The 25,523-nt window shown below is 31.9% G+C and carries 32 protein-coding genes and 7 tRNA genes; 8 read left to right on the forward strand and 31 right to left on the reverse strand.

Annotation, left to right across the window (positions count from 1 at the left end):
• Nucleotides 1-25: 25 nt before the first annotated feature.
• Entirely contained in the window at nucleotides 26-808 is a 783-nt protein-coding gene (locus tag HMPREF9943_RS00060; protein ID WP_004801022.1) for an Mrp/NBP35 family ATP-binding protein, read from the forward strand.
• On the opposite strand, the gene HMPREF9943_RS09995 is transcribed toward HMPREF9943_RS00060, so the two are convergent.
• The 3 genes from HMPREF9943_RS09995 to HMPREF9943_RS00070 all read right to left on the reverse strand — a co-directional run bounded on the left by HMPREF9943_RS09995 (nucleotide 773) and on the right by HMPREF9943_RS00070 (nucleotide 4,461).
• The gene (locus tag HMPREF9943_RS09995) at nucleotides 773-937 is read right to left on the reverse strand and encodes a hypothetical protein (RefSeq protein ID WP_004801023.1); all 165 of its coding nucleotides are present in this window, start codon (nucleotides 935-937) and stop codon (nucleotides 773-775) included. The genes HMPREF9943_RS00060 and HMPREF9943_RS09995 overlap by 36 nt on opposite strands.
• 75 nt (nucleotides 938-1,012) lie before the next feature.
• On the reverse strand, nucleotides 1,013-2,734 hold the full coding sequence (locus HMPREF9943_RS00065) for an ABC transporter ATP-binding protein (RefSeq protein WP_004801024.1): 1,722 nt from the start codon (nucleotides 2,732-2,734) through the stop codon (nucleotides 1,013-1,015).
• Nucleotides 2,734-4,461, reverse strand: coding sequence for an ABC transporter ATP-binding protein (locus HMPREF9943_RS00070; protein ID WP_004801025.1), 1,728 nt, complete (start codon nucleotides 4,459-4,461; stop codon nucleotides 2,734-2,736). The genes HMPREF9943_RS00065 and HMPREF9943_RS00070 overlap by 1 nt, the downstream gene beginning before the upstream one ends.
• Nucleotides 4,462-4,813: 352 nt before the next feature.
• Here HMPREF9943_RS00070 and HMPREF9943_RS00075 point away from each other — a divergent pair, with 352 nt between their 5' ends.
• Nucleotides 4,814-5,329 carry a hypothetical protein gene (locus HMPREF9943_RS00075; RefSeq protein WP_206537109.1) on the forward strand — a complete coding sequence of 172 codons (516 nt, stop codon included), beginning with the start codon at nucleotides 4,814-4,816 and terminating at the stop codon, nucleotides 5,327-5,329.
• A 15-nt stretch (nucleotides 5,330-5,344) separates the two neighbouring features.
• Complete coding sequence (locus tag HMPREF9943_RS00080; protein ID WP_004801027.1) at nucleotides 5,345-6,046, forward strand: hypothetical protein; 702 nt, start codon at nucleotides 5,345-5,347, stop codon at nucleotides 6,044-6,046.
• Nucleotides 6,047-6,269: 223 nt separating this feature from the next.
• Here the strand turns inward: HMPREF9943_RS00080 and HMPREF9943_RS00085 are convergent.
• The 7 genes from HMPREF9943_RS00085 to HMPREF9943_RS00110 form a co-directional block, all read right to left on the reverse strand.
• Nucleotides 6,270-6,343, reverse strand: a tRNA-Gly gene (locus HMPREF9943_RS00085).
• A 9-nt stretch (nucleotides 6,344-6,352) separates the two neighbouring features.
• A tRNA-Leu gene (locus tag HMPREF9943_RS00090) sits at nucleotides 6,353-6,441 on the reverse strand.
• Nucleotides 6,442-6,455: 14 nt separating this feature from the next.
• Nucleotides 6,456-6,539: transfer RNA gene (locus HMPREF9943_RS00095), tRNA-Tyr, on the reverse strand.
• A 5-nt stretch (nucleotides 6,540-6,544) separates the two neighbouring features.
• A tRNA-Thr gene (locus tag HMPREF9943_RS00100) sits at nucleotides 6,545-6,620 on the reverse strand.
• A 19-nt stretch (nucleotides 6,621-6,639) separates the two neighbouring features.
• Nucleotides 6,640-6,715: transfer RNA gene (locus tag HMPREF9943_RS00105), tRNA-Val, on the reverse strand.
• A gap of 129 nt (nucleotides 6,716-6,844) precedes the next feature.
• Complete coding sequence (locus HMPREF9943_RS10125; protein WP_196793779.1) at nucleotides 6,845-6,985, reverse strand: hypothetical protein; 141 nt, start codon at nucleotides 6,983-6,985, stop codon at nucleotides 6,845-6,847.
• Between the two features lie 30 nt (nucleotides 6,986-7,015).
• The gene (locus HMPREF9943_RS00110; RefSeq protein ID WP_004801029.1) at nucleotides 7,016-7,942 is read right to left on the reverse strand and encodes a cation diffusion facilitator family transporter; all 927 of its coding nucleotides are present in this window, start codon (nucleotides 7,940-7,942) and stop codon (nucleotides 7,016-7,018) included.
• Nucleotides 7,943-8,145: 203 nt separating this feature from the next.
• Here HMPREF9943_RS00110 and HMPREF9943_RS00115 point away from each other — a divergent pair.
• Nucleotides 8,146-8,222 (forward strand) — tRNA-Asn (locus tag HMPREF9943_RS00115).
• Nucleotides 8,223-8,224: 2 nt separating this feature from the next.
• Nucleotides 8,225-8,300, forward strand: a tRNA-Glu gene (locus tag HMPREF9943_RS00120).
• Between the two features lie 42 nt (nucleotides 8,301-8,342).
• Here HMPREF9943_RS00120 and HMPREF9943_RS00125 read toward each other — a convergent pair.
• The 10 genes from HMPREF9943_RS00125 to HMPREF9943_RS00165 all read right to left on the reverse strand — a co-directional run bounded on the left by HMPREF9943_RS00125 (nucleotide 8,343) and on the right by HMPREF9943_RS00165 (nucleotide 15,299).
• A complete protein-coding gene (locus tag HMPREF9943_RS00125) occupies nucleotides 8,343-8,900 on the reverse strand; it encodes a DJ-1 family glyoxalase III (RefSeq protein ID WP_004801030.1) in 558 nt (185 codons plus the stop codon).
• Between the two features lie 48 nt (nucleotides 8,901-8,948).
• On the reverse strand, nucleotides 8,949-9,686 hold the full coding sequence (locus HMPREF9943_RS00130) for an N-acetylmuramoyl-L-alanine amidase (RefSeq protein WP_004801031.1): 738 nt from the start codon (nucleotides 9,684-9,686) through the stop codon (nucleotides 8,949-8,951).
• Nucleotides 9,687-9,795: 109 nt separating this feature from the next.
• The gene (locus HMPREF9943_RS00135) at nucleotides 9,796-9,909 is read right to left on the reverse strand and encodes a rubredoxin-like domain-containing protein (protein WP_004801032.1); all 114 of its coding nucleotides are present in this window, start codon (nucleotides 9,907-9,909) and stop codon (nucleotides 9,796-9,798) included.
• A 42-nt stretch (nucleotides 9,910-9,951) separates the two neighbouring features.
• Nucleotides 9,952-10,209, reverse strand: coding sequence for an HPr family phosphocarrier protein (locus HMPREF9943_RS00140; RefSeq protein WP_004801033.1), 258 nt, complete (start codon nucleotides 10,207-10,209; stop codon nucleotides 9,952-9,954).
• Entirely contained in the window at nucleotides 10,190-11,920 is a 1,731-nt protein-coding gene (locus HMPREF9943_RS00145) for an alpha-amylase family glycosyl hydrolase (RefSeq protein WP_004801034.1), read from the reverse strand. Before HMPREF9943_RS00145 ends, HMPREF9943_RS00140 begins: the two co-directional genes overlap by 20 nt.
• 104 nt (nucleotides 11,921-12,024) lie before the next feature.
• Nucleotides 12,025-12,213 (reverse strand): FeoB-associated Cys-rich membrane protein, encoded by a 189-nt coding sequence (locus HMPREF9943_RS10000; protein ID WP_004801035.1) that lies wholly within the window; start codon nucleotides 12,211-12,213, stop codon nucleotides 12,025-12,027.
• 162 nt (nucleotides 12,214-12,375) lie between these two features.
• Nucleotides 12,376-12,732 carry a FeoB-associated Cys-rich membrane protein gene (locus tag HMPREF9943_RS00150; protein ID WP_004801036.1) on the reverse strand — a complete coding sequence of 119 codons (357 nt, stop codon included), beginning with the start codon at nucleotides 12,730-12,732 and terminating at the stop codon, nucleotides 12,376-12,378.
• 14 nt (nucleotides 12,733-12,746) lie between these two features.
• Nucleotides 12,747-14,855, reverse strand: coding sequence for a ferrous iron transport protein B (gene feoB / locus HMPREF9943_RS00155; RefSeq protein ID WP_004801037.1), 2,109 nt, complete (start codon nucleotides 14,853-14,855; stop codon nucleotides 12,747-12,749).
• A gap of 13 nt (nucleotides 14,856-14,868) precedes the next feature.
• On the reverse strand, nucleotides 14,869-15,087 hold the full coding sequence (locus tag HMPREF9943_RS00160) for a FeoA family protein (protein ID WP_004801038.1): 219 nt from the start codon (nucleotides 15,085-15,087) through the stop codon (nucleotides 14,869-14,871).
• Between the two features lie 14 nt (nucleotides 15,088-15,101).
• Nucleotides 15,102-15,299 carry a FeoA family protein gene (locus HMPREF9943_RS00165; protein ID WP_238550444.1) on the reverse strand — a complete coding sequence of 66 codons (198 nt, stop codon included), beginning with the start codon at nucleotides 15,297-15,299 and terminating at the stop codon, nucleotides 15,102-15,104.
• A gap of 202 nt (nucleotides 15,300-15,501) precedes the next feature.
• Here HMPREF9943_RS00165 and HMPREF9943_RS00170 point away from each other — a divergent pair, with 202 nt between their 5' ends.
• Entirely contained in the window at nucleotides 15,502-15,876 is a 375-nt protein-coding gene (locus HMPREF9943_RS00170) for a metal-dependent transcriptional regulator (protein WP_004801040.1), read from the forward strand.
• On the opposite strand, the gene HMPREF9943_RS00175 is transcribed toward HMPREF9943_RS00170, so the two are convergent.
• The 9 genes from HMPREF9943_RS00175 to HMPREF9943_RS00215 form a co-directional block, all read right to left on the reverse strand.
• Nucleotides 15,873-18,458: a calcium-translocating P-type ATPase, PMCA-type gene (locus tag HMPREF9943_RS00175; protein WP_004801041.1), complete on the reverse strand. Its 2,586-nt coding sequence runs from the start codon at nucleotides 18,456-18,458 to the stop codon at nucleotides 15,873-15,875. The two genes, HMPREF9943_RS00170 and HMPREF9943_RS00175, sit on opposite strands and share 4 nt — an antisense overlap.
• Nucleotides 18,459-18,574: 116 nt before the next feature.
• Nucleotides 18,575-19,150, reverse strand: a complete 576-nt coding sequence (locus HMPREF9943_RS00180; RefSeq protein ID WP_004801042.1) for a manganese efflux pump MntP — start codon at nucleotides 19,148-19,150, stop codon at nucleotides 18,575-18,577.
• Between the two features lie 220 nt (nucleotides 19,151-19,370).
• Nucleotides 19,371-19,832: a COG2426 family protein gene (locus HMPREF9943_RS00185; RefSeq protein WP_004801043.1), complete on the reverse strand. Its 462-nt coding sequence runs from the start codon at nucleotides 19,830-19,832 to the stop codon at nucleotides 19,371-19,373.
• 37 nt (nucleotides 19,833-19,869) lie between these two features.
• Nucleotides 19,870-20,358, reverse strand: coding sequence for a DNA-deoxyinosine glycosylase (locus tag HMPREF9943_RS00190; RefSeq protein WP_004801044.1), 489 nt, complete (start codon nucleotides 20,356-20,358; stop codon nucleotides 19,870-19,872).
• The gene (locus HMPREF9943_RS00195) at nucleotides 20,345-21,097 is read right to left on the reverse strand and encodes an SDR family NAD(P)-dependent oxidoreductase (RefSeq protein WP_004801045.1); all 753 of its coding nucleotides are present in this window, start codon (nucleotides 21,095-21,097) and stop codon (nucleotides 20,345-20,347) included. Before HMPREF9943_RS00195 ends, HMPREF9943_RS00190 begins: the two co-directional genes overlap by 14 nt.
• A gap of 2 nt (nucleotides 21,098-21,099) precedes the next feature.
• Nucleotides 21,100-21,369: a barstar family protein gene (locus HMPREF9943_RS00200; protein ID WP_004801046.1), complete on the reverse strand. Its 270-nt coding sequence runs from the start codon at nucleotides 21,367-21,369 to the stop codon at nucleotides 21,100-21,102.
• A gap of 2 nt (nucleotides 21,370-21,371) precedes the next feature.
• On the reverse strand, nucleotides 21,372-21,779 hold the full coding sequence (locus HMPREF9943_RS00205; RefSeq protein ID WP_004801047.1) for a ribonuclease domain-containing protein: 408 nt from the start codon (nucleotides 21,777-21,779) through the stop codon (nucleotides 21,372-21,374).
• 11 nt (nucleotides 21,780-21,790) lie between these two features.
• Nucleotides 21,791-22,228 carry a threonine/serine exporter family protein gene (locus tag HMPREF9943_RS00210; protein WP_004801048.1) on the reverse strand — a complete coding sequence of 146 codons (438 nt, stop codon included), beginning with the start codon at nucleotides 22,226-22,228 and terminating at the stop codon, nucleotides 21,791-21,793.
• Nucleotides 22,225-22,974, reverse strand: coding sequence for a threonine/serine exporter family protein (locus HMPREF9943_RS00215; RefSeq protein WP_004801049.1), 750 nt, complete (start codon nucleotides 22,972-22,974; stop codon nucleotides 22,225-22,227). The genes HMPREF9943_RS00210 and HMPREF9943_RS00215 overlap by 4 nt, the downstream gene beginning before the upstream one ends.
• Before the next feature lie 95 nt (nucleotides 22,975-23,069).
• On the opposite strand from HMPREF9943_RS00215, the gene HMPREF9943_RS00220 reads away from it, so the two are divergent.
• Together HMPREF9943_RS00220 and HMPREF9943_RS00225 are read left to right on the forward strand one after the other, a co-directional pair.
• Nucleotides 23,070-23,678: a peptidylprolyl isomerase gene (locus HMPREF9943_RS00220; protein WP_004801050.1), complete on the forward strand. Its 609-nt coding sequence runs from the start codon at nucleotides 23,070-23,072 to the stop codon at nucleotides 23,676-23,678.
• 59 nt (nucleotides 23,679-23,737) lie between these two features.
• Nucleotides 23,738-24,055, forward strand: coding sequence for a hypothetical protein (locus HMPREF9943_RS00225; RefSeq protein ID WP_004801051.1), 318 nt, complete (start codon nucleotides 23,738-23,740; stop codon nucleotides 24,053-24,055).
• Here the strand turns inward: HMPREF9943_RS00225 and HMPREF9943_RS00230 are convergent.
• Together HMPREF9943_RS00230 and HMPREF9943_RS00235 are read right to left on the reverse strand one after the other, a co-directional pair.
• Nucleotides 24,052-24,753 (reverse strand): DNA/RNA non-specific endonuclease, encoded by a 702-nt coding sequence (locus HMPREF9943_RS00230; protein ID WP_004801052.1) that lies wholly within the window; start codon nucleotides 24,751-24,753, stop codon nucleotides 24,052-24,054. The two genes, HMPREF9943_RS00225 and HMPREF9943_RS00230, sit on opposite strands and share 4 nt — an antisense overlap.
• 72 nt (nucleotides 24,754-24,825) lie before the next feature.
• The gene (locus HMPREF9943_RS00235) at nucleotides 24,826-25,485 is read right to left on the reverse strand and encodes an alpha/beta hydrolase (RefSeq protein ID WP_004801053.1); all 660 of its coding nucleotides are present in this window, start codon (nucleotides 25,483-25,485) and stop codon (nucleotides 24,826-24,828) included.
• Nucleotides 25,486-25,523 lie beyond the last annotated feature (38 nt).

Below are 25,523 nucleotides of genomic sequence, written 5' to 3' on the forward strand. Positions count from 1 at the left end.
ATAATACTAAAGATGAGGTGTAAATATGGATGAAAGAATAAAAGCAAAATTTACAAAGCAGTTAAATAAAAAATCTAAAGTCAAGAAAGTCATTGCAGTCATGAGCGGTAAAGGTGGTGTAGGTAAGTCTTTAGTCACCAGTAAACTGGCTGTAGAAATGACTAGAAGAGGATATAAAGCAGCTATTATGGATGCTGATATTACCGGACCATCTATTCCTCAAGCTTTTAATCTTCATGGACAGATCTATGCTGATGAAAACAAACTGATGTTTCCCTCTATTACTGCATCCGGAATCCAAGTTATTTCAATTAATTTAATGATTGATGATGAAACAAAACCGGTTGTATGGAGAGGACCGATTATTGCTGATATGGTTTCTCAATTTTGGACTGATGTTTATTGGGAGGATGTTGATTATATGTTTGTAGATATGCCTCCCGGAACCGGTGATGTGCCTCTAACAGTCTTTCAGAATCTTCCTGTAGATGGTGTTGTGATTGTTACAAGTCCTCAGGATTTAGTATCAATGATTGTAAGTAAAGCAGTTCATATGGTAGAAACAATGCATCTTCCTATACTGGGAATAGTAGAGAATATGAGTTATTTTAAATGTCCTGAATGTGGTCATATTCATTCTATATTTGGCGAAAGTCATATTGATAACATTGCTTCTAAATATCATATAGATACTATCTCTAAACTCCCTGTAGATCCAAAAATATCACAACTAGTAGATCAGGGAAAAGCTGAAGCATTAGATAATAAAGAATTATATAATCTTATTGATAAAATAGAAACACTCTAAAAAATTATCATAAACGATCATAACTCTTATATGATCCTCAAAAAGCACTGTTATAAAGAAATAGCCACATTCGTCACATATATTCCCTATCTCACCAATACTTCCACCATTAACAACAGATACTTTCATTTCTTAATCTCCTCATTCATTTGATCATTAATAAGCAATATCGTTATACAACAAAAAAGTCTCCTAGGAGACTTTTTAATATACAAAATTATCTGTTAGAATAGATTTCTGTTTTAATCTTTGATAAAGAGGTGACGACTTCATTAATTCATCATGCGTTCCCATAGATTCTATTCTGCCATCTTCCATAACTATAATCTTATCAGCCTGTTCGATAGATTTTAAACGATGAGAAATCACAATAACTGTTTTATTCTTAATTAGCTGATTAAGAGAATGCTGTATCTTCATTTCATTTTCTACATCCAGATTAGCACTTATCTCATCTAAAAGAATAATTGGTGCATTTTTTAAAAATGCTCTTGCGATTGAAAGTCTTTGTCTTTCTCCTCCGGATAACTTACTTCCGTTTTCACCGATCATAGTATCATAGCCATCCGGAAGAGAAAAAATAAATTCCTCACAATTAGCCATTCTGGCTGCCTCTTTAATCTCTTCATCACTGGCAGAAGATCTTCCTATTCTGATATTATCTAAAATAGATGCATTAAATAAAATTACATCCTGAAATACCATAGATACTTTATCAAACAAAGATTCTGTAGCAATCTCTTTAATATCACATGAATCAATTAAGATATTTCCCTGATCATAATCATACAAACGGGAAATCAATCTTAATAATGTTGATTTACCACATCCGCTAGGACCTACAATAGCAGTTACTTCTCCTTGCTTTGCAATAAAGCTGACATGATCTATAACTTTTGTATCTTGATTATATGAAAACTCAACATTCTTCAACTCAATATCAAATGACTGCAAATCCATTAATCGACCTTGCTGTATCTCTGTATTCCTTATTTCTTGTATTCTCTTTACTCTTGCTCCAATATAAAGCAACTCAGCAAAGCCTTCTTCAATCGCCCCAATAGCATCTATTAATCTTATGCCTGCAAGTAAATAACCAATCACGAAAATAATATCAACAGCATTATTCCTCAATAAAGTAGCTGACACAAAAGCAATAGAACCCAATACTAATTTCATAAATGAAGATGATAAAAGTAAAGGTCCTGCCTGTACTATTTCAGATCTCATTCTCATCTTCTCTGATTCATCAAGAGTCTTTGAAACATGATCATAATTTTCTTTTTTAAGACCATAACTTTTAATTTCTCTTTGCAGTTCAATTGTTTCCTGAAATAATTCTACATTCTTTCTGGTCTGCCAGAAATACTTGCTTGTCCATTTTTCCTGTAATGTCTTAGAACAATACATTAATAAGAACCCTATAGCTAATGGAACCACAGTAGCTAAACCTAAATAAATATTATTGATAAGAAGCATAATTCCTATAACAAAAACAAATATCCCATAACCAATACATCTGCTCATAGCATGACTTAAAGCATGCTCTATATCAGACACATCAGTCATAATAGTCTGTGCCATATCACTTAAATCATGTTTTGAAAAATAAGATAATGGAAGTTTCTTTATCTGATCAGCTATTTCCAGTCTTAATTGTGTAGCCTCTGCATATGTTGCATTGTATGTCTTAATATAATCCATATCTACAATAAAATAAACTATCCCAGTCACTATGGCAATAATACCTAAATAAACAGGTAATGAATGAACTTGATTATTTAAAACATTATAAGCAAAATATATTCCTATTGATACAAATGCCATATATCCGATATTTACTAATACAGATATGATAATCGCAGTCTTTAAAGATTTTACTCCGCTTTCTGTCAAACCAAATTTTTTCTTTAAATAGTTATTCATTATTTGATCCTCCATTCATTAGATACTCTATACATATCCTGTAATTCTCGATAACGTCCATTCATATTCATTAACTTATTATGATTTCCTCTTTCGACAATCTTTCCACCTTCAACAACAAGTACTTCATCAACATTCTTTATACTGCTTAAACGATGAGCAATCATAATAACTGTTTTATCCTTAATGAGATGTGATAATGCCTTCTGTAATTCATATTCATTTTCCGGATCAGCTGCAGCACTTGCTTCATCCATTATGATAATAGGAGCATTTTTTAATATTGCCCGGGCAATAGAAATTCTTTGTACTTCTCCTCCAGATAGATGAACACCCTTTGCTCCGATTATAGTATTCTCTCTTGTTTCAAACTTATTTAAAACATCATCACACTGTGCATATTCTAATGCTTCCATAATCTGTTTATGTGATGCCTGCTTATTACCTATTCTGACATTTTCATAAATTGTAGTCTTAAATAGTTTAGTATCCTGAAATACATTTGCAATATAAGAAGCCAGCGTTTCTTGAGTATAAGAAGTAATAGGTAATCCGCCAATAAGAATATCTCCATTATTTAATGGATAAAATCCTGAAATAAGTTTTGCGATTGTTGTTTTACCGCTTCCTGATGAACCTACTAATGCATATGTCTTACCAGGCTGTAATTCAAATGACAGATTCTCAATAACTAAGTGATCCCCATAACCGAATGAAACATCTCTAAATTCTATAGATGGTTTTTCTATCTGTGTTACTGTTCCGCTCTTTAATTGATTCTTTTTCATTTCTTTAATTAAGTTCTCTATTTTTTCAATAGCACTGCTAGATTGAAATGAATACATAAATACATACATAATTTTCATAAAAGCTGCAAATATAACACCATTGAAAACAACATAGAATAAGAACTTTGAAAGAAATACTTTTGAATCCATTGATATAAAGAAGAAAGCTATAATAATAAATATAAATATAGAATTAAATAAAACCTGAAAAAAGACATACCATGTACGACAGCTCATACTATATTTTAAAGCTAAATCAGAATAATCTGTTACTGATTTATAAAAATCTTTAAGAGCTGTAATATTAGTTTTAAATATTTTTAAAACAGGAATGCCTCTTACATATTCTACTGCACCCGCATTCATTTTCTCTAAAGCTTTCATATACTGAGACATGAATATTTCTTCACCCATCATCCTCTTAATTAGATATAGCCCAAAAACTATAGAGAATAAAAATAAGATTCCTAATCTATAATCAATATAAAAATTAAGTATAGTACCAAAAAATGGAATGAATACTGCTGCTGATAAATCAGGAATCAAATGAGCAATACTCATATGTGTTAAAGCAGTATTATCATCAATAACCTTTCTAATACGACCAGATTCATTCTGATCATAAAAAGAAAATGAAGCATTCATTAACTGCTTAATGCCTTCTTTCTTTAAGTTTGTCTCTAATCTAAAAGCCAAATCATGAGTAAAATAAACAGATAAGAAATAAGTGATCGTATTCACTACTAACAGCAGTATTATTCTTAATGCTATTGATAATAATTTATCTGAATTCCCCACAATCACGATTTCTCTAATGAAATGATAAACATAATAATAGCTCAGTACTGAACATAATGATGCAAATAAAACAAGTATAATTGCGATATAAGCATTCATCATTTTTTCCGGAGCATATTCCTTTAGCTTTTTATATATCATTGCACAACCCCCTTTTATTTAGTTAGTTTTACCTAACTATAACATTATTATTATCCTGTTTCAAATAAAATTATAATATAAATAGAACTAGCTTTTTATAGTCCTTTCAAATGCTCTTATTTACATAATAAAAATTGATGACGAGTTTTACCGGTTTTCTGTTAATCCAAGACATTTTAAATCAGAAATATTTTCCAAAAATAATTATTAATAGTAGCAATAATACTGCATTCTTAAATAAGAATATGCTATATTGTAGTTGAGATAAGAACTGATAACCTGATAATAACAATTTAAAAAAAGGAGTCCTACCAATGATAATAATATAAAAAAGTCTCCTGATATAAAGAGTTTGAAATATTTATTGATTTGGAAAAGAACAGCTAACAGAAAAACACAGTGTACCATTCATAATATGGCAGCCATAAATGTAGCAATGGAAAAAGCAGAAAAATCAGGTAAAAAAGTAGTCTTGTTTAATGATGATATAAATATTAAAAGTATCCAGTCGTTCACATCAACCAAAGGTGATTATACTACTTCAAAAAGTCAGGGTGTAGACTTATCAAATAAAGGATCAAACGGTTTATTCTCAATATACCGGTCACTAGGTGATGAGAGTATTGAGCATCAACAAGGCGCAGATGTCTATGCTAATCGCCTGGGTATTAAAAGATATAACAGTGCCGGAACTTTCAAAGCTGACTTGCACATTATCCATGATTTCTATAAACAGCACATGGAAATGGAAGCTCCAAGAATACCTCAGAGTGGAAATTTTGTAAGAATATTATTAGTTCCTTGTACGGGCTCTAAAAGATACCAGTATATTTGCAGAGTCAGTAAAGACTCACTAATAAGCAATTAAGGAGATCTGCACAATATGAAAAAATTAAAATTACTATTAATACTCTCTCTTTTATTACCGGGATATCAGAATCATTCCAATAAACAGACAGCTATTGGTGAAATTAAATATGGAGATACGGCCTATAAGCTTACCTATTACTTGGAGGGCGGAACACTTGTCGGAAATAAAAATCCTCAAAAAATGGATGATGAATTTTACCAACTTCCTACTCTAAAAAAATCAAATTATTTGTTTATAGGATGGCTTTTAGACAATGCCACTGATGATGATAAATATCATCCTTATAAAAAGTTTACCGGCTTTCATTATGAGAAAGCTATCATCTTAAAGCCTGTCTTTGAAAAAATAAGTATGTCTGTCAATTCCGACGTGCTTACAATCGATATTGAAAACATTCAAGATTCCTACTTAGATGAATATATGTTTATTTTCTATTATTCTAAAGATAAACCAAAAATAAAGAATGATGGACACTTGGAAATGTCTATGAGAAATATGAAATTGCCGTATAACAGTCGTTCAGATAAATATGAAATATCCTTTTCTACAAAAGGAATGAAATACAATATTGTGGATTTAACCAAGGGCGATTATTATTATGAATTAATACTCGTTTATAATCCTTCAGAAAAGGGTTCTGAAGAAAAACCTGAGGAGTTTGACTATTATCTGCGTGAACCCATAAAATCCGGAAAATTCAGTGTAAAGAAATAGATTCTTTACGGCAATATTGCCGTATAAAAAAGAAAGGAATGATTCCTCCGTGAATACAGAAAATCATTCCTTTTTATACACAAGAAAAGATTATATACTGATATAAAAAAAGAATCCTGTCCAACAAGGGGCAGAACCGGAAACAAAAACAAATGCTATCACTTTTTAATAAATTTAATATTTTAAAACTTTAAAGATATTCTAAAAGTTCTATTCAACAAAGTGGAGCGGGTGATGGGAATCGAACCCACGTAATCAGCTTGGAAGGCTGGGGTTCTACCATTGAACTACACCCGCATAGGTAGATGGTGCCTCGGGCCGGAGTCGAACCGGCACGGAGTTTGAAGTCCGCAGGATTTTAAGTCCTGTGCGTCTACCAATTTCGCCACCGAGGCATTATTGTATAAGATGGTGGGGAGGGACGGATTCGAACCATCGAACCAAAAGGAACTGAGTTACAGTCAGCCGCGTTTAGCCACTTCGCTACCTCCCCGAAAATGGTGCCGGCTATAGGAATTGAACCCACAACCTACTGATTACAAGTCAGTTGCTCTACCAATTGAGCTAAGCCGGCATATCTTCGTGCATTCTTATGGTGGGAGCTAACGGGCTCGAACCGCTGACCCTCTGCTTGTAAGGCAGACGCTCTCCCAACTGAGCTAAGCTCCCCTCTTGAATGCCTTTTAATATTATCATTTACTCTTTTCTCTGTCAATCTTTAATTCATAATTTCATCTTAATTATATTCAAATGTTTTATCAATTGTTTCAAAATAGTTTACTAAATATGTCTCTATTACTAAGCATCAATATCAAGTACAATAAAAACCTTATAATTTGGATATAGTGTATTTATCTCCTGCTTGAGCGTTTTTAATGCTTCATCATATTCAACATCAAAACTGAGAACAACATCAAAACGAATTTCTTTCTTTTCCATATCCACATAAAATCCATGCATTTGTAAGACCTATTCATGATCAAAAACTTTCTCTTGCATATTATTTCTAATGCTTGCCGATTCATTATCTGATGTATTAAAAGAATAAACACCTACATCTGTTAAGATTACTCCTGTCTTAAGGTATACCTTTGCCTGCACACGACGTGTTAGTAAATCCACTTCATTAACTGTCATTTGATCAGGAAGTTCAAGATGTACGCTGCCATAATTCTTATTAGGTCCATAATTATATAATATTAAATCATATGCTCCACGTACTTCATCTTCTTGACATAAAATAGTTTTTATCTTTTTAATCATATCACTGTTGCTTCGTTTACCCACTATTTCATTTAATGTATCACTCATCATCTCTACTTCTGCTTTAATAATAAAAATAGCAATAATCATGCCAACATAGGCTTCAAGTGATATCTGCCATATAATAAAGATAATCGCAGAAAACAAAACAGACGCAGACAAAACAGCATCAAACGAAGCATCCGAACCGGATGCAATCAATGCCCCTGAATTATGCTTTTCACCTTGTGCTTTAGTATATTTACCTAGCACAAGTTTCACTGCAATCGCAACAGTAATGATAATCAATGAAATTGTACTATACTCAACTTTTTCAGGAGTAATCATTTTCTTTATTGATTCAACAGCTGATGTAATACCTGCATAAAGAACAATTGCTACAACAATCATCGCACTTAAATATTCAATTCTGCCATATCCAAGAGGATGCTTTTTATCCGGTTTTTTAGCACCAAGCTTTGCACCTATAATCGTAATTACAGAAGATAACGCATCTGAAAGATTATTGACAGCATCAAGCCTTATCGCGATAGAATGAGAAATTATTCCAATAACTACCTTAAAAATCGCAAGCAGTATATTTATAACAATTCCAATAATACTAGTCTTTACAATTGCTTTTTCTCTACTCATCAAAAGTGTTTCCATACTTTCATCTGGTATAATCTTATTCTCCTTATATATTTTTCTTTAGTGCTTAACTATATTATCATGATTAATTAAATAAATATATACATTTAATTCCATCCTAAAATGAGTGATTTTCTGTTTTTGTTAAAAAGATATAGACAACTTTCGGTTATCATGATATATTAACTGAGTCTTTAAAAAACACTGCCTCAATAGCTCAGTTGGTTAGAGCATCTGACTGTTAATCAGGGGGTCGTAGGTTCGAGTCCTACTTGAGGCGCCAGTGGCGGATTGGAGAAACGGTTAACTCACATGCCTTTCACGCATGCATTCACGGGTTCGAATCCCGTATCCGTCACCACTTATAAAAGCAAGACAGGTTCAGCTTATGAACCTGTCTTTTTTAATCATTATATTTTCTATAAAGCATCCCTTGTTTTAATGGTGATGGATCTGCTTCTAATAACTCTAACAGCTTATAAGCAAATGCAAATGTTGTTCCCGGTCCTCTGCTGGTAATAAGATGTCCATCTACAACTACACTATCATCATCCTGATAATCACTTTCTTTTAGATATGATTTTGTCTCATCATCCGGATATGAAGTAACTTTCTTATTAACTGCAATCCCGGCTTTTCCTAATGCCATTGGACCCGCACAGATTGCTGCGATATATTTATTTCTACTTGAATAATCCTGCAATAGTTTTATTACTTTTGGATCATCTCTTAAACTGCTTGCGCCTGGAAGTCCGCCAGGTAAAATAATCATGTCATAATCATTCATATCTACAAATAATTTATCAGCAGTTACAATTATCTTTCTTGATGACACAACTGTTAAAATGCTTTTTGTAGAGACAATATCTACATTTATTTGTCCTCTTCTTAATATATCTACTGTCCCCAATGCTTCTATCTCTTCAAATCCATCAGCTAATAATATGGCTGCTTGCTTCATAATAAACACCTCCTGTTATTATTATACACCAAAAAAGCAGGATTTCTCCTACTTTCTTTTCATATAAGCATCAATTCCATCTGACATACCTTGACATAATTTTTTTTGATATTCTGCATTCGCAAGCTTTAAATCTTCCTCTTTATTTGTCATAAATCCCATTTCTATTACTGTCGTAGGAACCTTGGACCAATTTGTCCCTGTCAGTTTATCATTATATTGTAAACCTCTATTTTTAGCACCTGTTGCTTTACATAAATAATTCAATACATCTTTAGATAACTGATTTGATTTTGTAATCATATCCGGATTTAAAAAAGTATTCTTTTTCGTTGGTGCTACTGCTAATGCTCCGGAAGTAGCAGGATTATTGCCGCCGTTACAATGCAATCTAATAAATACATCTCCTTTGGCTTTATTCGCAATTTCAGCTCTTTCTTTATTCGAAATATTCACATTCTGACTTGTACGTACCATCACTACCTTATAATGACGCTTCTCCAATTCTTTTTGAAGCTGTAATCCAATTATCAAATTAATTTCAGCTTCTGTTTTTTTAGACCATTTACCGGCTGTTCCTGAAGTCACCTTTACTTTCTTTTCTTTTGCTCCCGGACCTATAGGTTCTAATTCTGTATTTTGTTTTCCCTGATGACCAGGATCAATAACTACAGTCCCTGCATATTCTGTTTTTTTATCTGTAACGGTTTTAGTTTTCTTTACTTCCTTTGTCCCGGAACATCCTACAAGAACTAAACAAATAATCGCAATTAATAATTTCTTCATAACAAATCTCCTTTCACTCATTATAACAAGTTTATCTGGCTAATTAAATATATTATTAACCAGTTTATATTTTATTAAGTTAAAAAGCACTGAAATAGTGCTTTTTAACTTAATCTTCTTTTGTAAACTGATCTGCTCCAACACCACAGATTGGACATTCAAAATCTTCCGGCAGTTCGTCTCCTTCATAGACATAGCCACACACATCACATACCCAGCTCATCTACATAACCTCCTTTTATATTTCCAATGATTTCTCATTAGATTACAGTACTTCCTGAAAAGCTCTCTGTAAATATTTACAGCACTCTTCTTCTCTAAACCCTTTTATTTCTATCTCTATCAAATCACCTTTTTTTAAACCTGCCCCTAAAACAGGTAATAATTTCTTCAGATTAACTCTTTGATCTTGATAGATTAAATATATGCTCCCACGATAACATTTTGCGATTGATACGAGAGTTCCTGCCGGTGTTGCGTGAAGACCTTCTTCACATTGAATTTTATATTGAAATGTCTTCATTCATTTCATCTTCTTTCTTCATATCAGCTATTAGCCATTTAAAAGAATATGGTTCTAATGGAAATTCTTTAGCAATAGGAATTTCTTTTAGTAAATCATTAAAATCTTCTAGATCCTGTATCTTTACAATCTGTTTATGCTCTGAAAAATTAAAGACTGCCAACAGTTTTTCATCATTAAGATAACGTCCTATTCCTAATACCTGATTACTTCCTGTATCAAAAGTCCACATATCTGCATCATTCTCAAATATATTATAAGATTCTCTTATATGATGAAACTGCTTTAACATGCGATACATCTGAGATTCTTTTGTTTCCGGCTTTTTTCTAAGAGAAACTTTACTTTCATCAAACATACCTGTATCAGTATATCCCAGTTCATCTCCACCTAAAATAACGGGTATGCCTCTTAATGTAAAGATAAAAGCATGTAACATCATATCTAACTGCATTGAAAGTTTCAATTTAAATGCATTCTTTTGTATAACAGCTAATTCTAACCCACATAAAGAAGCTACAGAACCTTTAATACAATCCCCCTCACACATTACTCCACAGGCATTAGAATCCCATGTAGAGCCTGTAAAATAGCGATTTAAATATGAAATATGAGCTTCTTTACTCATGCCCTCTTTTTCTAATTCTTCAAAGTCAAGTGTCCATATAAGTGATTCATGTCCTCTCAAGTAATTCACAAAAGTATACTGTTTAGGAAGCTGGTGTATATGATCTAGCTGATATCTTAAAAGTCTTGTATCTCTTGTTGCAACAGTATGCCAAATAGAGCGATTAATAGCTATATTATAAAGCACATGACATTCAGGTTTTTCTACTGTTCCAAAATAAGGAGCAATATTTCTTGGATTAGTCATTGTATCAGCTAATAATAATGTTCCGGGACAGACAACATCAATTATTATTCTTAATACTCTGGCAATACTATGTACCTGACTAAGATTTTCACAGTCTGATCCCAATCTTTTATAGATATATGGTAAATCTTCTAAATGAATAATATCTGCTCCCTTATTACATAAAGAAAGCAAATCTTTTACCATATCATTAAAAACTTTCGGATTATTATAATTTAAATCCCACTGATCATTATTATATCTAGTCATAATAACTTTCTGAAGTTCATTATTCCAAGTAAAATTTCCCGGTGAACTTTCCGGCATAAATTCTTTTAAATTTTTTTCAAATTCTCTAGGAATTTTCCAATTATCAAACATAAAGTATCTCTTCTGATAATCCTTATTTCCATTTTTAGCTTTTAAAGCCCAAGGATGATTACTTGAAGTATAATTAATCTGATAATCAATACTTAAACAAATCCCTTTATCATGAAGCTTATTAATAAGTAAATCTAGAGAATCAGAAATATTATAATCTGTATGAAGATGAAAACAATTAACACCAAGCTCTTTCAGATAAGATATAAAATTATCCAATGACTTTATCTTATCTAAAAACGTTGCCTGAATACTATAAGCAAACATTTCATTACCGCTATACCAGTCATAAACCTGCATACGTGCCCGATCCCAACTTTTTAGTTTCTCACTTCTATTGTCATATGCCTGTGAAAGTATATCACAAAGATCATGAAATGAATAATCATCAAGATTATATAATTCCCCATATACCCAATGCAATTCATCTAAATATCTTGCCAGTCTGATTTTAAATTCATTTGTATTATCTCGCATGATCTTTCACCTCATATTTATTTTATCATTGATACATTAAAACGCAAGGTATTTAACTAAACAAAGCTTTGTATTTAAAAAAACCAGCCAAAGCTGGTTTTCCATTATTTAGATAAATGTGCCTGTTTGTTCTTTTTATATTCATCATAGAGATCCAAATGACATATTGAAGAACTGCCGCACGAACCACAGGATCCGCTATCACAGCCTCCTGTAATCTTGCCATGCACACTCCTATATAAAATTCTTATTACATAAATAATAATGGCTGTTAAAATAATATAAGTCCACATTTTAATCACCTCTATTTAAATATAGTATATCTCTATGATAGACCATCCCATGGTTATGTATGAAAAGGTTTTAAGAATATATCGGTGTGTGTGTAAATTATTATGAGGTGGTCTATCATAGAGGTCTCCTCCTAAAGAGGAGACTCCTACACTTATTTAATTTTAAGAAATCAGCTTTGAATGATAACCTATAGTTCTAATAGATTCTTCCATAGCTTTAATATCAGGAGACTGTTTAGTTAATACCTTAACTTCTCCTTTTGAAAGATTAGCACTGGCATATGTATCTTCCTGACTATTTAAAGCATTCTCTACTTTTGTAGCACAGTTAGAACAATGCATATCAGAAACTTTAAATATAGTCGTATACTGATAATGACTCTTATTTCTATCTTTCACTTTTATTTTATCTATTGTGCACCCGCCGGAACAGCAGCCTTCTTTTGATTCTTTAAAAAGACGACTTATACCATAAACAAATGCAACAGCTATAATAGCTCCTATAATAATAGTTGCCATCAAATCACTTCCTTCTATGCTTTTACTGTATTTCCTACAGGTTCTTTATAAGCAGGTCTTACAATAAAGTATACTATTACTGCACTTAAGATAAGAGCAACAATCTGTCCAATACCAAATGATGCTCCAAAGAACAGCCAGCTTCCTAACTGATAGCCAATTAATGCAATTACATATCCTAATATTAACTGATAAGAAATCGCAAAGATTGCCCAGAATTTAGAATCCATTTCTCTCCAAATGGTACCCATTGCAGCAATACATGGAGGATTAAATAAATTCAATAATAAATATGAGAAACCTCCCATTACGCTAAAGAGTGAAGCAACTCCTGCTTTACCGGCTAAAACGGTTACTGTTGAAGCAGCCAGTTCTTTTGCAGATAAAGCAATTAATACAGAAACTCCTCCCTGCCAGTTACCAAATCCTAAAGGCTGGAAAATCGGAGAAATAAACTCACCAATATATCTTAAAATAGATTTAGAAACTTCTGCTGATTCAGGATCAATATAAGCAAATGATGGAGTAAATGACTTCAAGAACCAAGTAATGACTGCTACTGCAAAGATAATCGTACCGGCTTTAATAATAAAGTGCTTTCCTCTTTCAAATACTCTCATTAATACAGTTTTAACCTGTGGTAAATGATAAGCAGGTAATTCCATTACAAATGGAGCAGTTTCACCCGCAAAGAACTTTGTTTTCTTCAAAGCAATACCGGAGAAAATAATAACTGCCAGTGATAAGAAATACATAGAAGCAGCTAATATTGAATTCCCTTTAAAGAATACTGATGAGATCATAGCTATAATCTCTGTTTTTGCAGCACATGGAATAAATGTGCATAACATAATAGTCATTCTTCTATCTTTTTCATTTTCAATAGTACGTGCTGCCATAATACCCGGAACACCGCATCCTGTACCAATCAGAATAGGAATAAATGATTTACCGGAAAGACCAAACTTTCTAAATAATCTATCCATGATAAAGGCAATACGAGCCATATATCCACAATCTTCTAATACTGATAAGAATACAAAGATTAATAGAATCTGCGGTACAAATCCTAATACCGTACCAACACCACCAATAATACCATCAACAATTAAGTTAATAAGCCATTCAGCTACACCAATTGAACCAAGGAATCCTGATATTGCAGGAGGAATAATATCTCCAAATAAAACATCATTTGTCCAGTCAGTCATCCATGTACCTAATGTTGAAACTGATACATAATACATAAACCAGATAATTAATGCAAAGATTGGTAAAGCCAAAAATCTATTTGTAACAATCTTATCAATCTTATCTGATAACGACAGTTCTCCTTGAGCTTTTTTAGAAACAACAGTTTCCTTTATTATATGAGAAATAAATGCATAACGAGCAGATGTAATAATTGATTCTGCATCATCTTCTTCTTTATCCTCTACTGCTTTAATAATAGGTTCCGCCTGATCTATAATAGTTTTTGTAATATGTCCATCTTCAATGGCTTTCTGATCTCTTTCAAAAACTTTAACCGCAAACCATCTGAGCATTGACTCATCAACTGAATCTCTCAATAAATCTTCTATCTGTTTAATAGCTTTTAAAGTATCACCCTCAAAGATTTCAGGTCTATTACTTACTTTAGTATGAGCTATTTTTATAGCTTCTAAAGCAGTTTCTTTAGTTCCTTTACCTTTTAATGCAGATAAAGTAACAGCTTTAACACCTAATAGTTTTTCTAATTTAGCTACATCAACATGATCTCCATTCTTTTCAATCAAATCCACCATATTAATTGCAACTACTATCGGTAATCCTAATTCTAATAACTGTGTTGTCAAATATAAATTTCTTTCAATATTTGTACCATCAACAATATTAATAACTGAATCAGGCTTTTCATTAACTAAATATCTCCTAGAAACAACTTCTTCCAGTGTATAAGGCGATAATGAATATATACCAGGTAAATCCTGAATTATAACATCTTTATTTCCCTTTAATTTACCATCTTTCTTTTCTACCGTAACACCGGGCCAGTTTCCAACATACTGACTGCTGCCGGTTAAATCATTAAATAGAGTTGTCTTTCCGCTATTCGGATTTCCTGCTAAACCAATCTTCACTTGAATTTCCCCCTTACTCCACTTCAATCAATTCTGCTTCACTTTTTCTGATAGATAACTCATAACCTTTAACAGTTAATTCAATTGGATCACCAAGCGGAGCAACCTTACGCACGAGTACATCAACACCTTTAATAATACCCATATCCATAATTCTGCGTTTTGTAGCACCTTCGCCAACTAATTTCTTGACTTTGACAGTCTGTCCTACTTTTACTTGTCGTAAATTCATTTTATTCCTCCCTCTTAAATCATAATTCTGTTTGCCATTGAATTATCAATCGCTATACGACTTTCTTTGACTTGAAGAATAAAATTTTTTCCAACCTTATTAACTATCATGACCTCTGAGTCCGGGATAAATCCTAGTTCAGCAAGATGTATCTTTATTTCATCTCTGCCATTAATACGTTTAATAACGACTTTCTCACCTATATTTGCCATACTAAGGGGCATCATAAAGGCACCTTCTTTCCACATATTCTTCACACCAAAAATTAGGTTACCCTAACTTCACTAGTTAGTCTATAATAACATTTAATGTTTGTCAATATTTTTAGTAAAAAAAGTTAGTATCTTCTAATTTTTGTCAAATTATTTGCTTTATTATTTTTTTCGGTTATTATTTAATTAATGAGGTGAGATTATGAGTGAATCTATAGAAATGTATTTGGAAACAATTCAATTATTACAAGAGCGTTTAGGTGTCGTCAGATCTATTGATATCGCAAATGAAATGAACTTTTCTAAGCCTACTATTTCCCAGCAGATCAGAAGATTGAAAGAAAAGAGGTTAGTTACTATTGACCATGAGGGTCATATTCATCTAACCAAAGATGGTGAAAGTATTTCTACAAAGATATTAGAGCGTCACCATGTCTTAACTGATTTCTTTATTGATTTAGGCATTGATCCTACAATTGCTGAAGAAGATGCCTGTCGTGTTGAACATTATATTTCTGATGAAACATTTGAAGCATTAAAAACACATATAAAAACATTAAAGCCTAGCAGTCGCTAGGCTTTATTCTTAGCTATTAATTTGCTTATTTCAACAATGGGAATAACTGCCAGTGCACAGACTAAAGCAATTAAAAGACATTCTATATTTAATACTTCAAGCTTAAATATTTTGGAAAGAGGAGTAATGATTATTATCGCCTGTAACAATATCCCGGCAATAGCGCTGGCCCATAAATATTTATTATTAAAAACCGTTTTATTAAATATTGTATGATGACTCTTGACATTAAAGCTATGAGCAATCTGCGATCCTGATAAGGTAATAAAAGCCATTGTTTGTCCTGCTGCATGCGATATTCCTAAACCGAATGAATAAGAAAGTAAGGTAAGAGTGCCTACCATACAGCCCTGTAATAATATTTTTATCAGTAAGCCATGCGAGAAAAAACTTTCCTTCTTTTCTCTTGGCTTTCTTTTCATAATATCTTTCTCTACCGGTTCTAAGCCTAAAGCAAAAGCAGGTAAGGTATCAGTAATCAGATTAACCCAGAGTAAATGTATCGGCAGTAAAGGTACACCATATCCTAAAGATGGATTCATTAAAGCAATGAATGAAGCTATAAAAATTGTTAGTACTTCACCAACATTACTTGATAATAAGTACTGAACATCTTTCTGTATATTATCAAATATCCCACGCCCTTGCCTAATTGCAGATATAATAGTTGCAAAATTATCATCTGTTAAAATCATTGTAGCTGCATTTTTAGAGACATCTGTTCCGGTAATTCCCATAGCACAGCCAATATCAGCTGTTTTTAAAGCCGGTGCATCATTAACACCATCTCCTGTCATAGCAACAATTTTATCTTTTGATTGCCATGCTTTCACTATTCTTACCTTATGTTCAGGTGCCACCCTCGCATAAACCGAATAGTCTTCAATATGATTTTCCAAATCTTCCTGGCTCATCTCTGATAATTCCATACCGGAAATAACCTTTTCTTTTTCATGAAGAATACCTAAGTCTTTTGCGATAGCACTGGCAGTTGTTTTATGATCTCCGGTAATCATTATTGTACGAACACCGGCTAAAGAAGCCAATGCAATAGCATCTTTAGCTTCCGGACGACTTGGATCTATCATACCTATAAAGCCAACAAATGTCATATGCTCTTCTATTTCGTCTGCCCTCACCGATGATGGAAAATCATCGTATTGCTTAATAGCTACAGCCAGTACTCTTAAAGCCTTATTAGCCATCTGGTCATTAATAGCCATTGCCTTACTAATATCAACATTAATACAATGACTTAATACAACATCAGGTCCTCCTTTAGTGATGGAAAGGAACCCTTGATCATTCTTAACAATCACACTCATCATTTTACGATCACTATCAAAAGCTATCTCCTCTATCCTTGGATAATTATGATCGAGCTGTCTGCGATAATATCCTGCTTTCATACTTGCTTCTACCAAAGCAATTTCTGTCGGATCACCTATTTCTTTACCATCCTCTATCTTTGCATCACTGCATAAAGTAAAATAATTCAGCATTTCATTTGTCTTAGGATCATCTGTAGAAAAATCTTTAATATCCTCGCCATTTAAACAGGTTTTTACAACAGTCATTTTATTTTGTGTTAATGTTCCTGTTTTATCAGAACATACAATTGAGGTGCTTCCTAGTGTTTCTACTGCCGGAAGTTTTCTTATAATAGCATTTTGCTTAACCAATTTGGTAACAGATAACGCTAATACAATAGTAACTGTTGCTGATAATCCTTCAGGAATGGCAGCAACTGCTAAAGCAATTGCTGTTTCAAATGATTGTAAAGGACTCTCATGATTCATAACTTCCATAATAAAGACTAGTATGCAGATAAGAATACATAATACTCCTATAACTTTTCCTATTTCATCTAGTTTTACCTGTAAAGGTGTTTTCTCTTTCTTATGAGACAACAACATATCAGCTATTTTACCAACCTGATTGTCCATACCAATACTGGTAACTACAGCTTTTCCTCTTCCATAAGTACAGACAGTTGATGAAAAAAGCATATTCGTCCAATCACCAATAACTGCTTCATGATTAATACAATCCGTTGTTTTTTCTACAGGTAATGATTCTCCTGTAAGTGATGACTCATCTGTTTTTAGATTATAAGCTTCTAATAATCTTGCATCACTTGGGATCATATCTCCGGCTTCTATAAGAATAATATCCCCTATTGTTAGTTCTCTTGATGGTATAATCTTTGTCGTATGATCCCTGATAACCTTACATTGTGGAGCTGATAACTTATTTAATGAATCTAATGACTTTTCTGCCTGTGATTCCATAGCTAGTCCAATCACGGCATTTAATATAACTACAATAAAAATAATAAAAGAATCAATCCAGTCTGTAGGATCAGTAATAATACTGACTATTGCAGCTACAATTAAAATAATAATCATTAAATCTTTAAACTGATTAATAAAGCGTAAAAAGAAAGACTCCTTTTTAACTTGTTCCAATTCATTATAACCATATAATTCCTGTCTTTTTTTTACTTGCGAACTAGTTAATCCTTGTTCATTTACTTCTAATAAATCAAGTGTTTCTTGTATGGTTTTATTATAATACATCATATATTCTCCTTTAATAAACAAACATATCTGCATCTTACTAATCGTATATGATACTGATGATTCATTTTTCTAAAGATAACGCTTTTAATAAATATTATTTTAATAGTTTATGATTTTTAAATCAATGATCTGACAAATATTTCTATACCTAAAAATATAAGTATAATCCCTCCTATAAATATTGCTTTATTTGGTAATTGTTCTCCTGCTTTTTTCCCTATTATCAATCCTACTACACAAATAAGGAATGTCATAATTCCTATAATCAAGGTAGCTAAAAAAGCTTTTCCTAATAAATAAGAAGAAATAGTAAATCCTACTGATAAAGCATCTATAGAAGTAGCAATTGCCTGTAATAACAGTGTAGATAAGGTAAGAACACCACAAGTGCCCGTTGTAATATCACATATTTTTGCTTCACGAATCATCTTTATACCCATATAAACAAGCAAAAATAATGCTATAAAAGGAACGGCTTTATCAAATATTTCAAAATAATGACTAATAGTATGTACACACAGCCAGCCGACAAGAGGCATAATCATCTGAAATACACCAAATGTCCCCGCTATAATAACTGTTTTTCTTATTGACATTTTTGTTTCTTTTAATCCATTTGCTAAGGAAACCGAGAAAGCATCCATAGCTAAACCAAATCCCATTAATATACTATTAAATAAAAACATTATCATAAAAAGCCTCCAAATAAATAAACCGGATATAGACTATACCCGGTTTATTTATAAATGATATTTATCCCATGTATAGCCTTTAATTGTTATACATGAGTCTCGCAAATTAAGATAAGCCAGATCTATTGATCAGTATGTTGACTTATCACACAAGAAGGTGCTTGCTACTCCCTCATTACTATGAATCTATCATTTCAACATACAATTAGTCAATACGAACTTAAATGAGATTAAATCCAAGAAAACTTGCTGTCATCATGATGATTCCCGCCAGCAAAACACCACCCATAACCGCAATAACGGTTTCTTTAAAATCCATATCTAAAATACTGGCTGCTAAAGTCCCTGTCCAGGCTCCCGTTCCCGGAAGAGGTATGCCTACAAAAAGAAGTAAAGCAAGAAATGTTCCTCGTCCCGCTTTTTCAGTCAGCTTCTTGCCGCCCTTTTCTCCTTTTTCAAGACACCATGTAAAAAATTTTCCGGTATATCTTTTATCCTTTCCCCATTCCAATAACCTTCTGGCAAACAAATAAATAAAAGGTACTGGTATCATATTACCAATAATACATATAATATAAGATGAAATAATAGGAAGACCTAGTCCCTGTGAAATAGGAATAGCTCCTCTTAGTTCTATAATAGGTACCATTGATACCAAAAAGATAGCTAAATATTTTAACATTACTTAATCTCCTGTTCTTTACTATCATATAGAATTTCTAAATGTTTTCAAGGATTTTCTCCCATATTTTTAATAATCTTTCTAACGAATATGAAGCATTCGCAGGTGAAGTAGAAGGAAGGCATATGATAGGCAGTTCAATATCTGATTGATACTTTTTAAACAGCTGATAAGCTGTTTTTCCATTTGTATAAATATGTGTAACCTTTGTTTCTTTGATTAAAGAGCTAATGTCATTACATCTTACTTCTTTAATAGAAGCATCACTGCTTCCATTAATGCGGCAGCTTTCAATAACATCCCACAAAGCGATATGATGCCTAAGCATCATATCTTTCTTTTCCTTAACCGTTCGTGATTCCTCATGTAATAAAAAATTCATTATTGTCCAGAATCTATTTTGCAAGTGAGCATAATAAAATAAAAAATCTCTCGATTTTACTGATGGAAAACTTCCTAATATGAGTATTTTAGAATTTTTATCTTTAATTGGTTCTAAAGGATGATGTATTCTATCTTCTTCCATTCACTAATCCAACTCCTTTTAATATAATTCTCCTTGGTAAAATCCTGACTGCAACATTCAGTAAATACCCTGATAGTCCGATAAACTTTACTGTATGATGATTATTAACTATTTTTTTAGCTACTGTTTTACTATCTAATGGCTTAAAATATTTAAACATCATTGAATCTTTAAGTCCTGCTCTTTCCATAAAACCAGTCCTTATAGGACCGGGACAAATACAGTTTACTTCTATATGATAAGGCTTCATTTCCAAAGCAACAGCTTCACTGAATGATAAGACAAAAGACTTGGAAGCATAATAAATAGACATATAAGGTCCTGAGACCAGACCGGCAATAGATGCAATATTAATAATTCTGCCTTTTCCTTTTTGTTTCATATCATGACCATAAAGATAAGTTAATTCCATTAGAGAAAGAATGTTAAGCTTTACCATTTCTTCCTGTACAGAATAATCACTATTCAGATATTCTCCATGATCACCAAAGCCGGCATTATTAACTAGAATATCCACATTTTTAAAACGATTATAAACATTTTTAATATTCTCTTTAACAGTCAGATCATAGGAACCTATTTCTATATCTCTTTGATATACATTTTCTATTTCTTCTTTCAATGATTCTAATTTTTCTTTATCTCTGCCTACAGCTACAATATCATATCCTTTTTTTGCAAATAGTAAGGCTGATGCTCTCCCTATTCCATTTGAAGCACCGGTAATTAAAACTTTCACAATTAATCTCCTTCACAAAAGAATATCTCAATATTTCCATTTGTTTTTGTCACATCATCACACATATTTAAAAATAAAGATACAAATTCTTCATTCTTTTTTTTAAACAGGCAACTATTTATAAAAATGATTTTAACCGGATTATCATAGCTTGTCATAACATCATATAAAGCATCTAAATTATTTCCATAATAATCAGGTAAAGGTATAGTAAGTGCCTGATGAAACTCTTTCTCATCACAAACATTTTTTAAATCAACAATATAATCCATAATTATTCTCCATATAATAATTTAAAACTCTGATAATGATCATCTGTATAATAAATCTTAAACTCTTTAGAATACACAAGTCTCTTAGCACCTCTTGATGACTGATGTAAAGTATCTATATCACATTCATGATAAGTTGTTCCGGTCGGAAGTTTTCTAGAATAATTACCAAAAATATCCCCTCCGATACAATATCCCTTCTTATAATGATCCAATCCGCCACCTTTCCAGCCTAATTTTTTTGCTTCATTTTTAGTAATAAAATTCTTAGGCAATGAATGATAGGTGTGAAGATAAAGACTTACATCCTCTTTTGTAGTATAGATTCCATTTTTATCAATAGCCTCTGCTTTTTTATAACATCCCGCCAAAAGAAATAACGATAGTAATAATGCTGCGACTTTCTTCATGTTAAACTCCCTTATGCTGATATTTTTCGACAATATGAAAACAGCTTTTGAGGTATTGCCAATGCAAATATAATACCAAACGTAATAGATAAAGCAATTTTAATCGTTTCTAATCCATTATATACAAAAAGACTCATATTATTCATAAAAAAATAATAAGCCGTCTGATAAATACCTGCCCCCGGTACAATCGGAAATATCCCCGGTATTAAATACATTGTCACAGGATTCTTCATAATAACCGCAAATATCCTTGATAATAAGGTTAATACAAAAGCTGATGTGAATGCATATATAATTGACGAATAGCCAAAATTCTTCAAAGACAAATAGATAATCCAGCCAATAGCTCCTGTTATCGCAGCTAATAATAAAGTTTTCTTAGGTGCATAAAATAAGACCGCAAACGATGCTGTTGCTATCATAGCTACAAAAAACTGTATAATCATAAAGCCCTCCATAACATCATCATGCTCCCTACTCCCGCCGCAATACATAATCCCGTTAATATCGCATCCAAGAGATGAATAGTTCCGGAAAGATAATCTCCATGAAACAAATCTCTAATGGCTGTTGTAAAAGCTATACCGGGTACCAAAGGCATAATACATCCAATGATAATCTTATCTGTATTAAGATTTTTAAATATTAACTTACTCAGTGTGATCGCACACAATGTGACCATTGCAGACCCAAATATTTGTTTAATAAATTTAGACTGCATTTTTCTAGACAAGAATACTTCTAAAATGAAGCCTACTATAAATGAAAAGAATGCATCTAAAACAGTTCCTCCAAAAATATAAGTAAAGCTCCCACATCCCAGTCCGCAAGCAATCATTAAAAATAAAATAGGGATATCTTCTTTTTTCTTAACCTCTTCTAAAATTTTTAAAGCCTGCTGTTCATCAATAACTCCTGCTTCCAATTGTCTGGATAATTGATTTAATTGAGCAATCTTCCCTAAATTCATTGCTCCTAAAGTACAATTGCGGATAATGCTGCAAGCATCTTCCTTACTTTCATGTGCACTCGCAAATATTCCATTAGATAATACATAAACATCACATTCTATGATATTTAAAGTATGAAGAATACGAAGAATTGTCTCTTCAACACGATAGACTTCTCCACCATTCTTTAACATTGTTTCTCCTATTTCTACTGCAAATGTTAATTTCTCTTTTGTATTCATAACAATCTTTTAATATTTAATCTCCCGTATCTATTATACTTTAATATTGGATATTTACTAATATTTTCTTTATAATAAAGTCAAGGAGGTTCTCTATGAAGAAAATATGTGCATTACTTCTTGCTTTTATCCTGATCATAGCTTTAGCAGGATGTAAAAATCAGAAGAATAAGGAAGAGAAAACAATTAAAGAAGAAAAAACAGAAATTGTAAAAGATTACAATATTGTAATTAAAATTAAAGATTATGGAACTATTGAAGCCACTTTAGATGGTAAAGCCGCACCCATCACCGTTAAAAATTTTGTTTCTTTAATTAACGAAAAATTTTATGATGGCTTAACTTTTCATCGTATTATTAAAGGATTTATGATTCAAGGCGGTGATCCGATGGGCAATGGAACAGGAGGATCTGATAATAATATTAAAGGAGAATTTAAAGCTAACGGATACAATAATCCTATCTCTCATCAAAGAGGTGTTCTTTCAATGGCACGTTCACAAGATTATAACAGTGCTTCATCACAATTCTTTATTATGCAAAAAGATAATACAAGCCTAGATGGACAATATGCCGCTTTTGGAAAAGTCACTAAAGGCATCGAAATAGTTGATAAGATATGTGATAATGTAAAGGTTGAAGATAATAACGGTACAGTTAAAGACAAAAACCAGCCTATAATTACAAGTATTAGAATAAAATAATAGATTTTCTTTCATTATTTATTAAATAGGATTACAATGAGTATAAAGGAGCAAATATTATGAAAAACAGTAATGATTTATCATATGAAATTTTATTAAGTATTAATAATAAGCTGATCAACGAAAGTAAAATTTTTCATAAAGTTAAAAATGATGAAATATTTACTTCTAATGATGTTGCTCAGTATGCACTTTCTCAGGTACAAACAAAGAAAGATGAATTAGAATTATATAAGGTGTTGAAAAAAGATTATATTGATAATGATTACATGCCCGATGTCAAAAAAATTCAAACCTTCAACAATCTAATTGAAGGTGCTCAATTAAACATTGATTTTTATACTTTAATGGCTCAGGAATTTAGCAAGAAAGATTAAATCTCCTTGGCTTTTCCTGTCGCATAATCTATTTTTATGCCAGGTTGAACATTATAACAGTATACACAAAATTGAAGATTATTATCTTCTATTGATTGTGTCTCTATTAATACACCATGTGCTAAAAGATTATTTCCTTTATAAATAGGAGTAACTCGATAAAGTACATGGTGTTTTGTTTTTCTAATATATTGAGTCACTTTATTTTCAAAAGGAAGCATTCCTTCAACATTAAGATATCTAGTTCCGGTAATCAGATTTCTTCTATCTCCTTGATCCCCTGATAATTCATAAGCGATCAAATGACAGCGATTATACAGATAACCTAAATTAGATTGAAAAGAAGTAGTACTCTCATATTTCTTCACTGCATCAAACCTATAGGTATGCCATCCGGCCGGTTTAATAACAGATAAAGATGGTCTTTTTTCTTTCGACAATGTTTTAATAGACAAACAGGAAGATGCCTTCCCGCATCTTTTTAAACCATCTAAAGATGAGTAGCTGATAAACTCTTTTACCTTTAAATCAGAAGATTTAAAATAAGGTTTATTATTATGAATATATGAATAAGCCTCATTCTTATATTCCGGTAAAGACTCTGAATCTATCTGAATATCTGTAATTTTCTTATAATAATTATGAAAACAAACAGATACTAAAACTATTATCATTCCTAAAATAAAAATTTTTTTCATTAATAATTTATCCTCTACTTATATATACTGTAAAAAAAGGAGTTTTTCTTACTTTTATTTCCTAGGAAATAATTATTGTGCTAAAAGCCAAATAAATCCTTCTGCCATTCTTTTCTCACTGTCTTGAAAATGATTACCATCATTCCATTCTAAAACCATATTTTTATACTTTAGCATTTCTTGCTGATATTTAATATTTTCTTCTACCTTAGAAATAAGAGGATGTCCGGTTTTTGATTCCTTTCTTCCTAAACTCAAATAAACGTTTTCCGGTTTCATATCATTAGTATTAATATAATCTATCCATCCTTTATACCATACTGATGGTGAACAGGCTGCAATTCCTTTAAATATGTTTGTTTGATAACCACAATATAAAGCAAATAATCCCGCCAAAGAATATCCTCCCAGATAATATACTAAATTTTTTCCATATTTATTTTCTAGATAAGGAATTAGTTCTTTTAGAAGAAAACTTAAAGTTTTATCTGCTCCATTACCAAAAGCTTCCTTTCCATAAACTGCCGGTGCATTCCATGGTGTCAGCTCCTGATTCCATGCCTTTACTTTTACTGCAATAAAAGTAAATAGCCGTCCTGATTTTTTAATTAAAGATATTTCCCTATCAAGTGTTTCTAAATCATGATCATCAACAAACTGTATCAATATTCTTTGCGAATCTCCTTCTTCATAAATATAGCATTCCTTATTTTCAATATCTATCTTATTCATTTTTTAATTCTCCTTAAAACAATTATACTGCTGAATAA

The organism is Eggerthia catenaformis OT 569 = DSM 20559 (assembly GCF_000340375.1).
GTDB classification, from domain to species: Bacteria; Bacillota_I; Bacilli_A; order Erysipelotrichales; family Coprobacillaceae; genus Eggerthia; species Eggerthia catenaformis.

Coding starts and splice junctions, on each gene's coding strand:
- HMPREF9943_RS00220 (WP_004801050.1), top strand. CDS start 23,070: ATGAAGAAAATATGTGCATTACTTCTTGCTTTTATCCTGATCATAGCT.
- HMPREF9943_RS00130 (WP_004801031.1), bottom strand. CDS start 9,686: ATGAAGAAATTATTAATTGCGATTATTTGTTTAGTTCTTGTAGGATGT.
- HMPREF9943_RS00070 (WP_004801025.1), bottom strand. CDS start 4,461: ATGATATATAAAAAGCTAAAGGAATATGCTCCGGAAAAAATGATGAAT.
- HMPREF9943_RS00140 (WP_004801033.1), bottom strand. CDS start 10,209: ATGAAGACATTTCAATATAAAATTCAATGTGAAGAAGGTCTTCACGCA.
- HMPREF9943_RS00230 (WP_004801052.1), bottom strand. CDS start 24,753: ATGAAAAAAATTTTTATTTTAGGAATGATAATAGTTTTAGTATCTGTT.
- HMPREF9943_RS00175 (WP_004801041.1), bottom strand. CDS start 18,458: ATGATGTATTATAATAAAACCATACAAGAAACACTTGATTTATTAGAA.
- HMPREF9943_RS00170 (WP_004801040.1), top strand. CDS start 15,502: ATGAGTGAATCTATAGAAATGTATTTGGAAACAATTCAATTATTACAA.
- HMPREF9943_RS00215 (WP_004801049.1), bottom strand. CDS start 22,974: ATGAATACAAAAGAGAAATTAACATTTGCAGTAGAAATAGGAGAAACA.
- HMPREF9943_RS00065 (WP_004801024.1), bottom strand. CDS start 2,734: ATGAATAACTATTTAAAGAAAAAATTTGGTTTGACAGAAAGCGGAGTA.
- HMPREF9943_RS00200 (WP_004801046.1), bottom strand. CDS start 21,369: ATGGATTATATTGTTGATTTAAAAAATGTTTGTGATGAGAAAGAGTTT.
- HMPREF9943_RS09995 (WP_004801023.1), bottom strand. CDS start 937: ATGAAAGTATCTGTTGTTAATGGTGGAAGTATTGGTGAGATAGGGAAT.
- HMPREF9943_RS00225 (WP_004801051.1), top strand. CDS start 23,738: ATGAAAAACAGTAATGATTTATCATATGAAATTTTATTAAGTATTAAT.
- HMPREF9943_RS00125 (WP_004801030.1), bottom strand. CDS start 8,900: ATGAAGCAAGCAGCCATATTATTAGCTGATGGATTTGAAGAGATAGAA.
- HMPREF9943_RS10125 (WP_196793779.1), bottom strand. CDS start 6,985: ATGGAAAAGAAAGAAATTCGTTTTGATGTTGTTCTCAGTTTTGATGTT.
- HMPREF9943_RS00160 (WP_004801038.1), bottom strand. CDS start 15,087: ATGAATTTACGACAAGTAAAAGTAGGACAGACTGTCAAAGTCAAGAAA.
- HMPREF9943_RS00210 (WP_004801048.1), bottom strand. CDS start 22,228: ATGATTATACAGTTTTTTGTAGCTATGATAGCAACAGCATCGTTTGCG.
- HMPREF9943_RS00185 (WP_004801043.1), bottom strand. CDS start 19,832: ATGTTAAAATATTTAGCTATCTTTTTGGTATCAATGGTACCTATTATA.
- HMPREF9943_RS10000 (WP_004801035.1), bottom strand. CDS start 12,213: ATGTGGACTTATATTATTTTAACAGCCATTATTATTTATGTAATAAGA.
- HMPREF9943_RS00135 (WP_004801032.1), bottom strand. CDS start 9,909: ATGAGCTGGGTATGTGATGTGTGTGGCTATGTCTATGAAGGAGACGAA.
- HMPREF9943_RS00150 (WP_004801036.1), bottom strand. CDS start 12,732: ATGGCAACTATTATTATAGGAGCTATTATAGCTGTTGCATTTGTTTAT.
- HMPREF9943_RS00145 (WP_004801034.1), bottom strand. CDS start 11,920: ATGCGAGATAATACAAATGAATTTAAAATCAGACTGGCAAGATATTTA.
- HMPREF9943_RS00190 (WP_004801044.1), bottom strand. CDS start 20,358: ATGGAAGAAGATAGAATACATCATCCTTTAGAACCAATTAAAGATAAA.
- HMPREF9943_RS00235 (WP_004801053.1), bottom strand. CDS start 25,485: ATGAATAAGATAGATATTGAAAATAAGGAATGCTATATTTATGAAGAA.
- HMPREF9943_RS00180 (WP_004801042.1), bottom strand. CDS start 19,150: ATGATAATGTTTTTATTTAATAGTATATTAATGGGATTTGGTTTAGCT.
- HMPREF9943_RS00060 (WP_004801022.1), top strand. CDS start 26: ATGGATGAAAGAATAAAAGCAAAATTTACAAAGCAGTTAAATAAAAAA.
- HMPREF9943_RS00110 (WP_004801029.1), bottom strand. CDS start 7,942: ATGAGTAGAGAAAAAGCAATTGTAAAGACTAGTATTATTGGAATTGTT.
- HMPREF9943_RS00080 (WP_004801027.1), top strand. CDS start 5,345: ATGAAAAAATTAAAATTACTATTAATACTCTCTCTTTTATTACCGGGA.
- HMPREF9943_RS00205 (WP_004801047.1), bottom strand. CDS start 21,779: ATGAAGAAAGTCGCAGCATTATTACTATCGTTATTTCTTTTGGCGGGA.
- HMPREF9943_RS00165 (WP_238550444.1), bottom strand. CDS start 15,299: ATGGCAAATATAGGTGAGAAAGTCGTTATTAAACGTATTAATGGCAGA.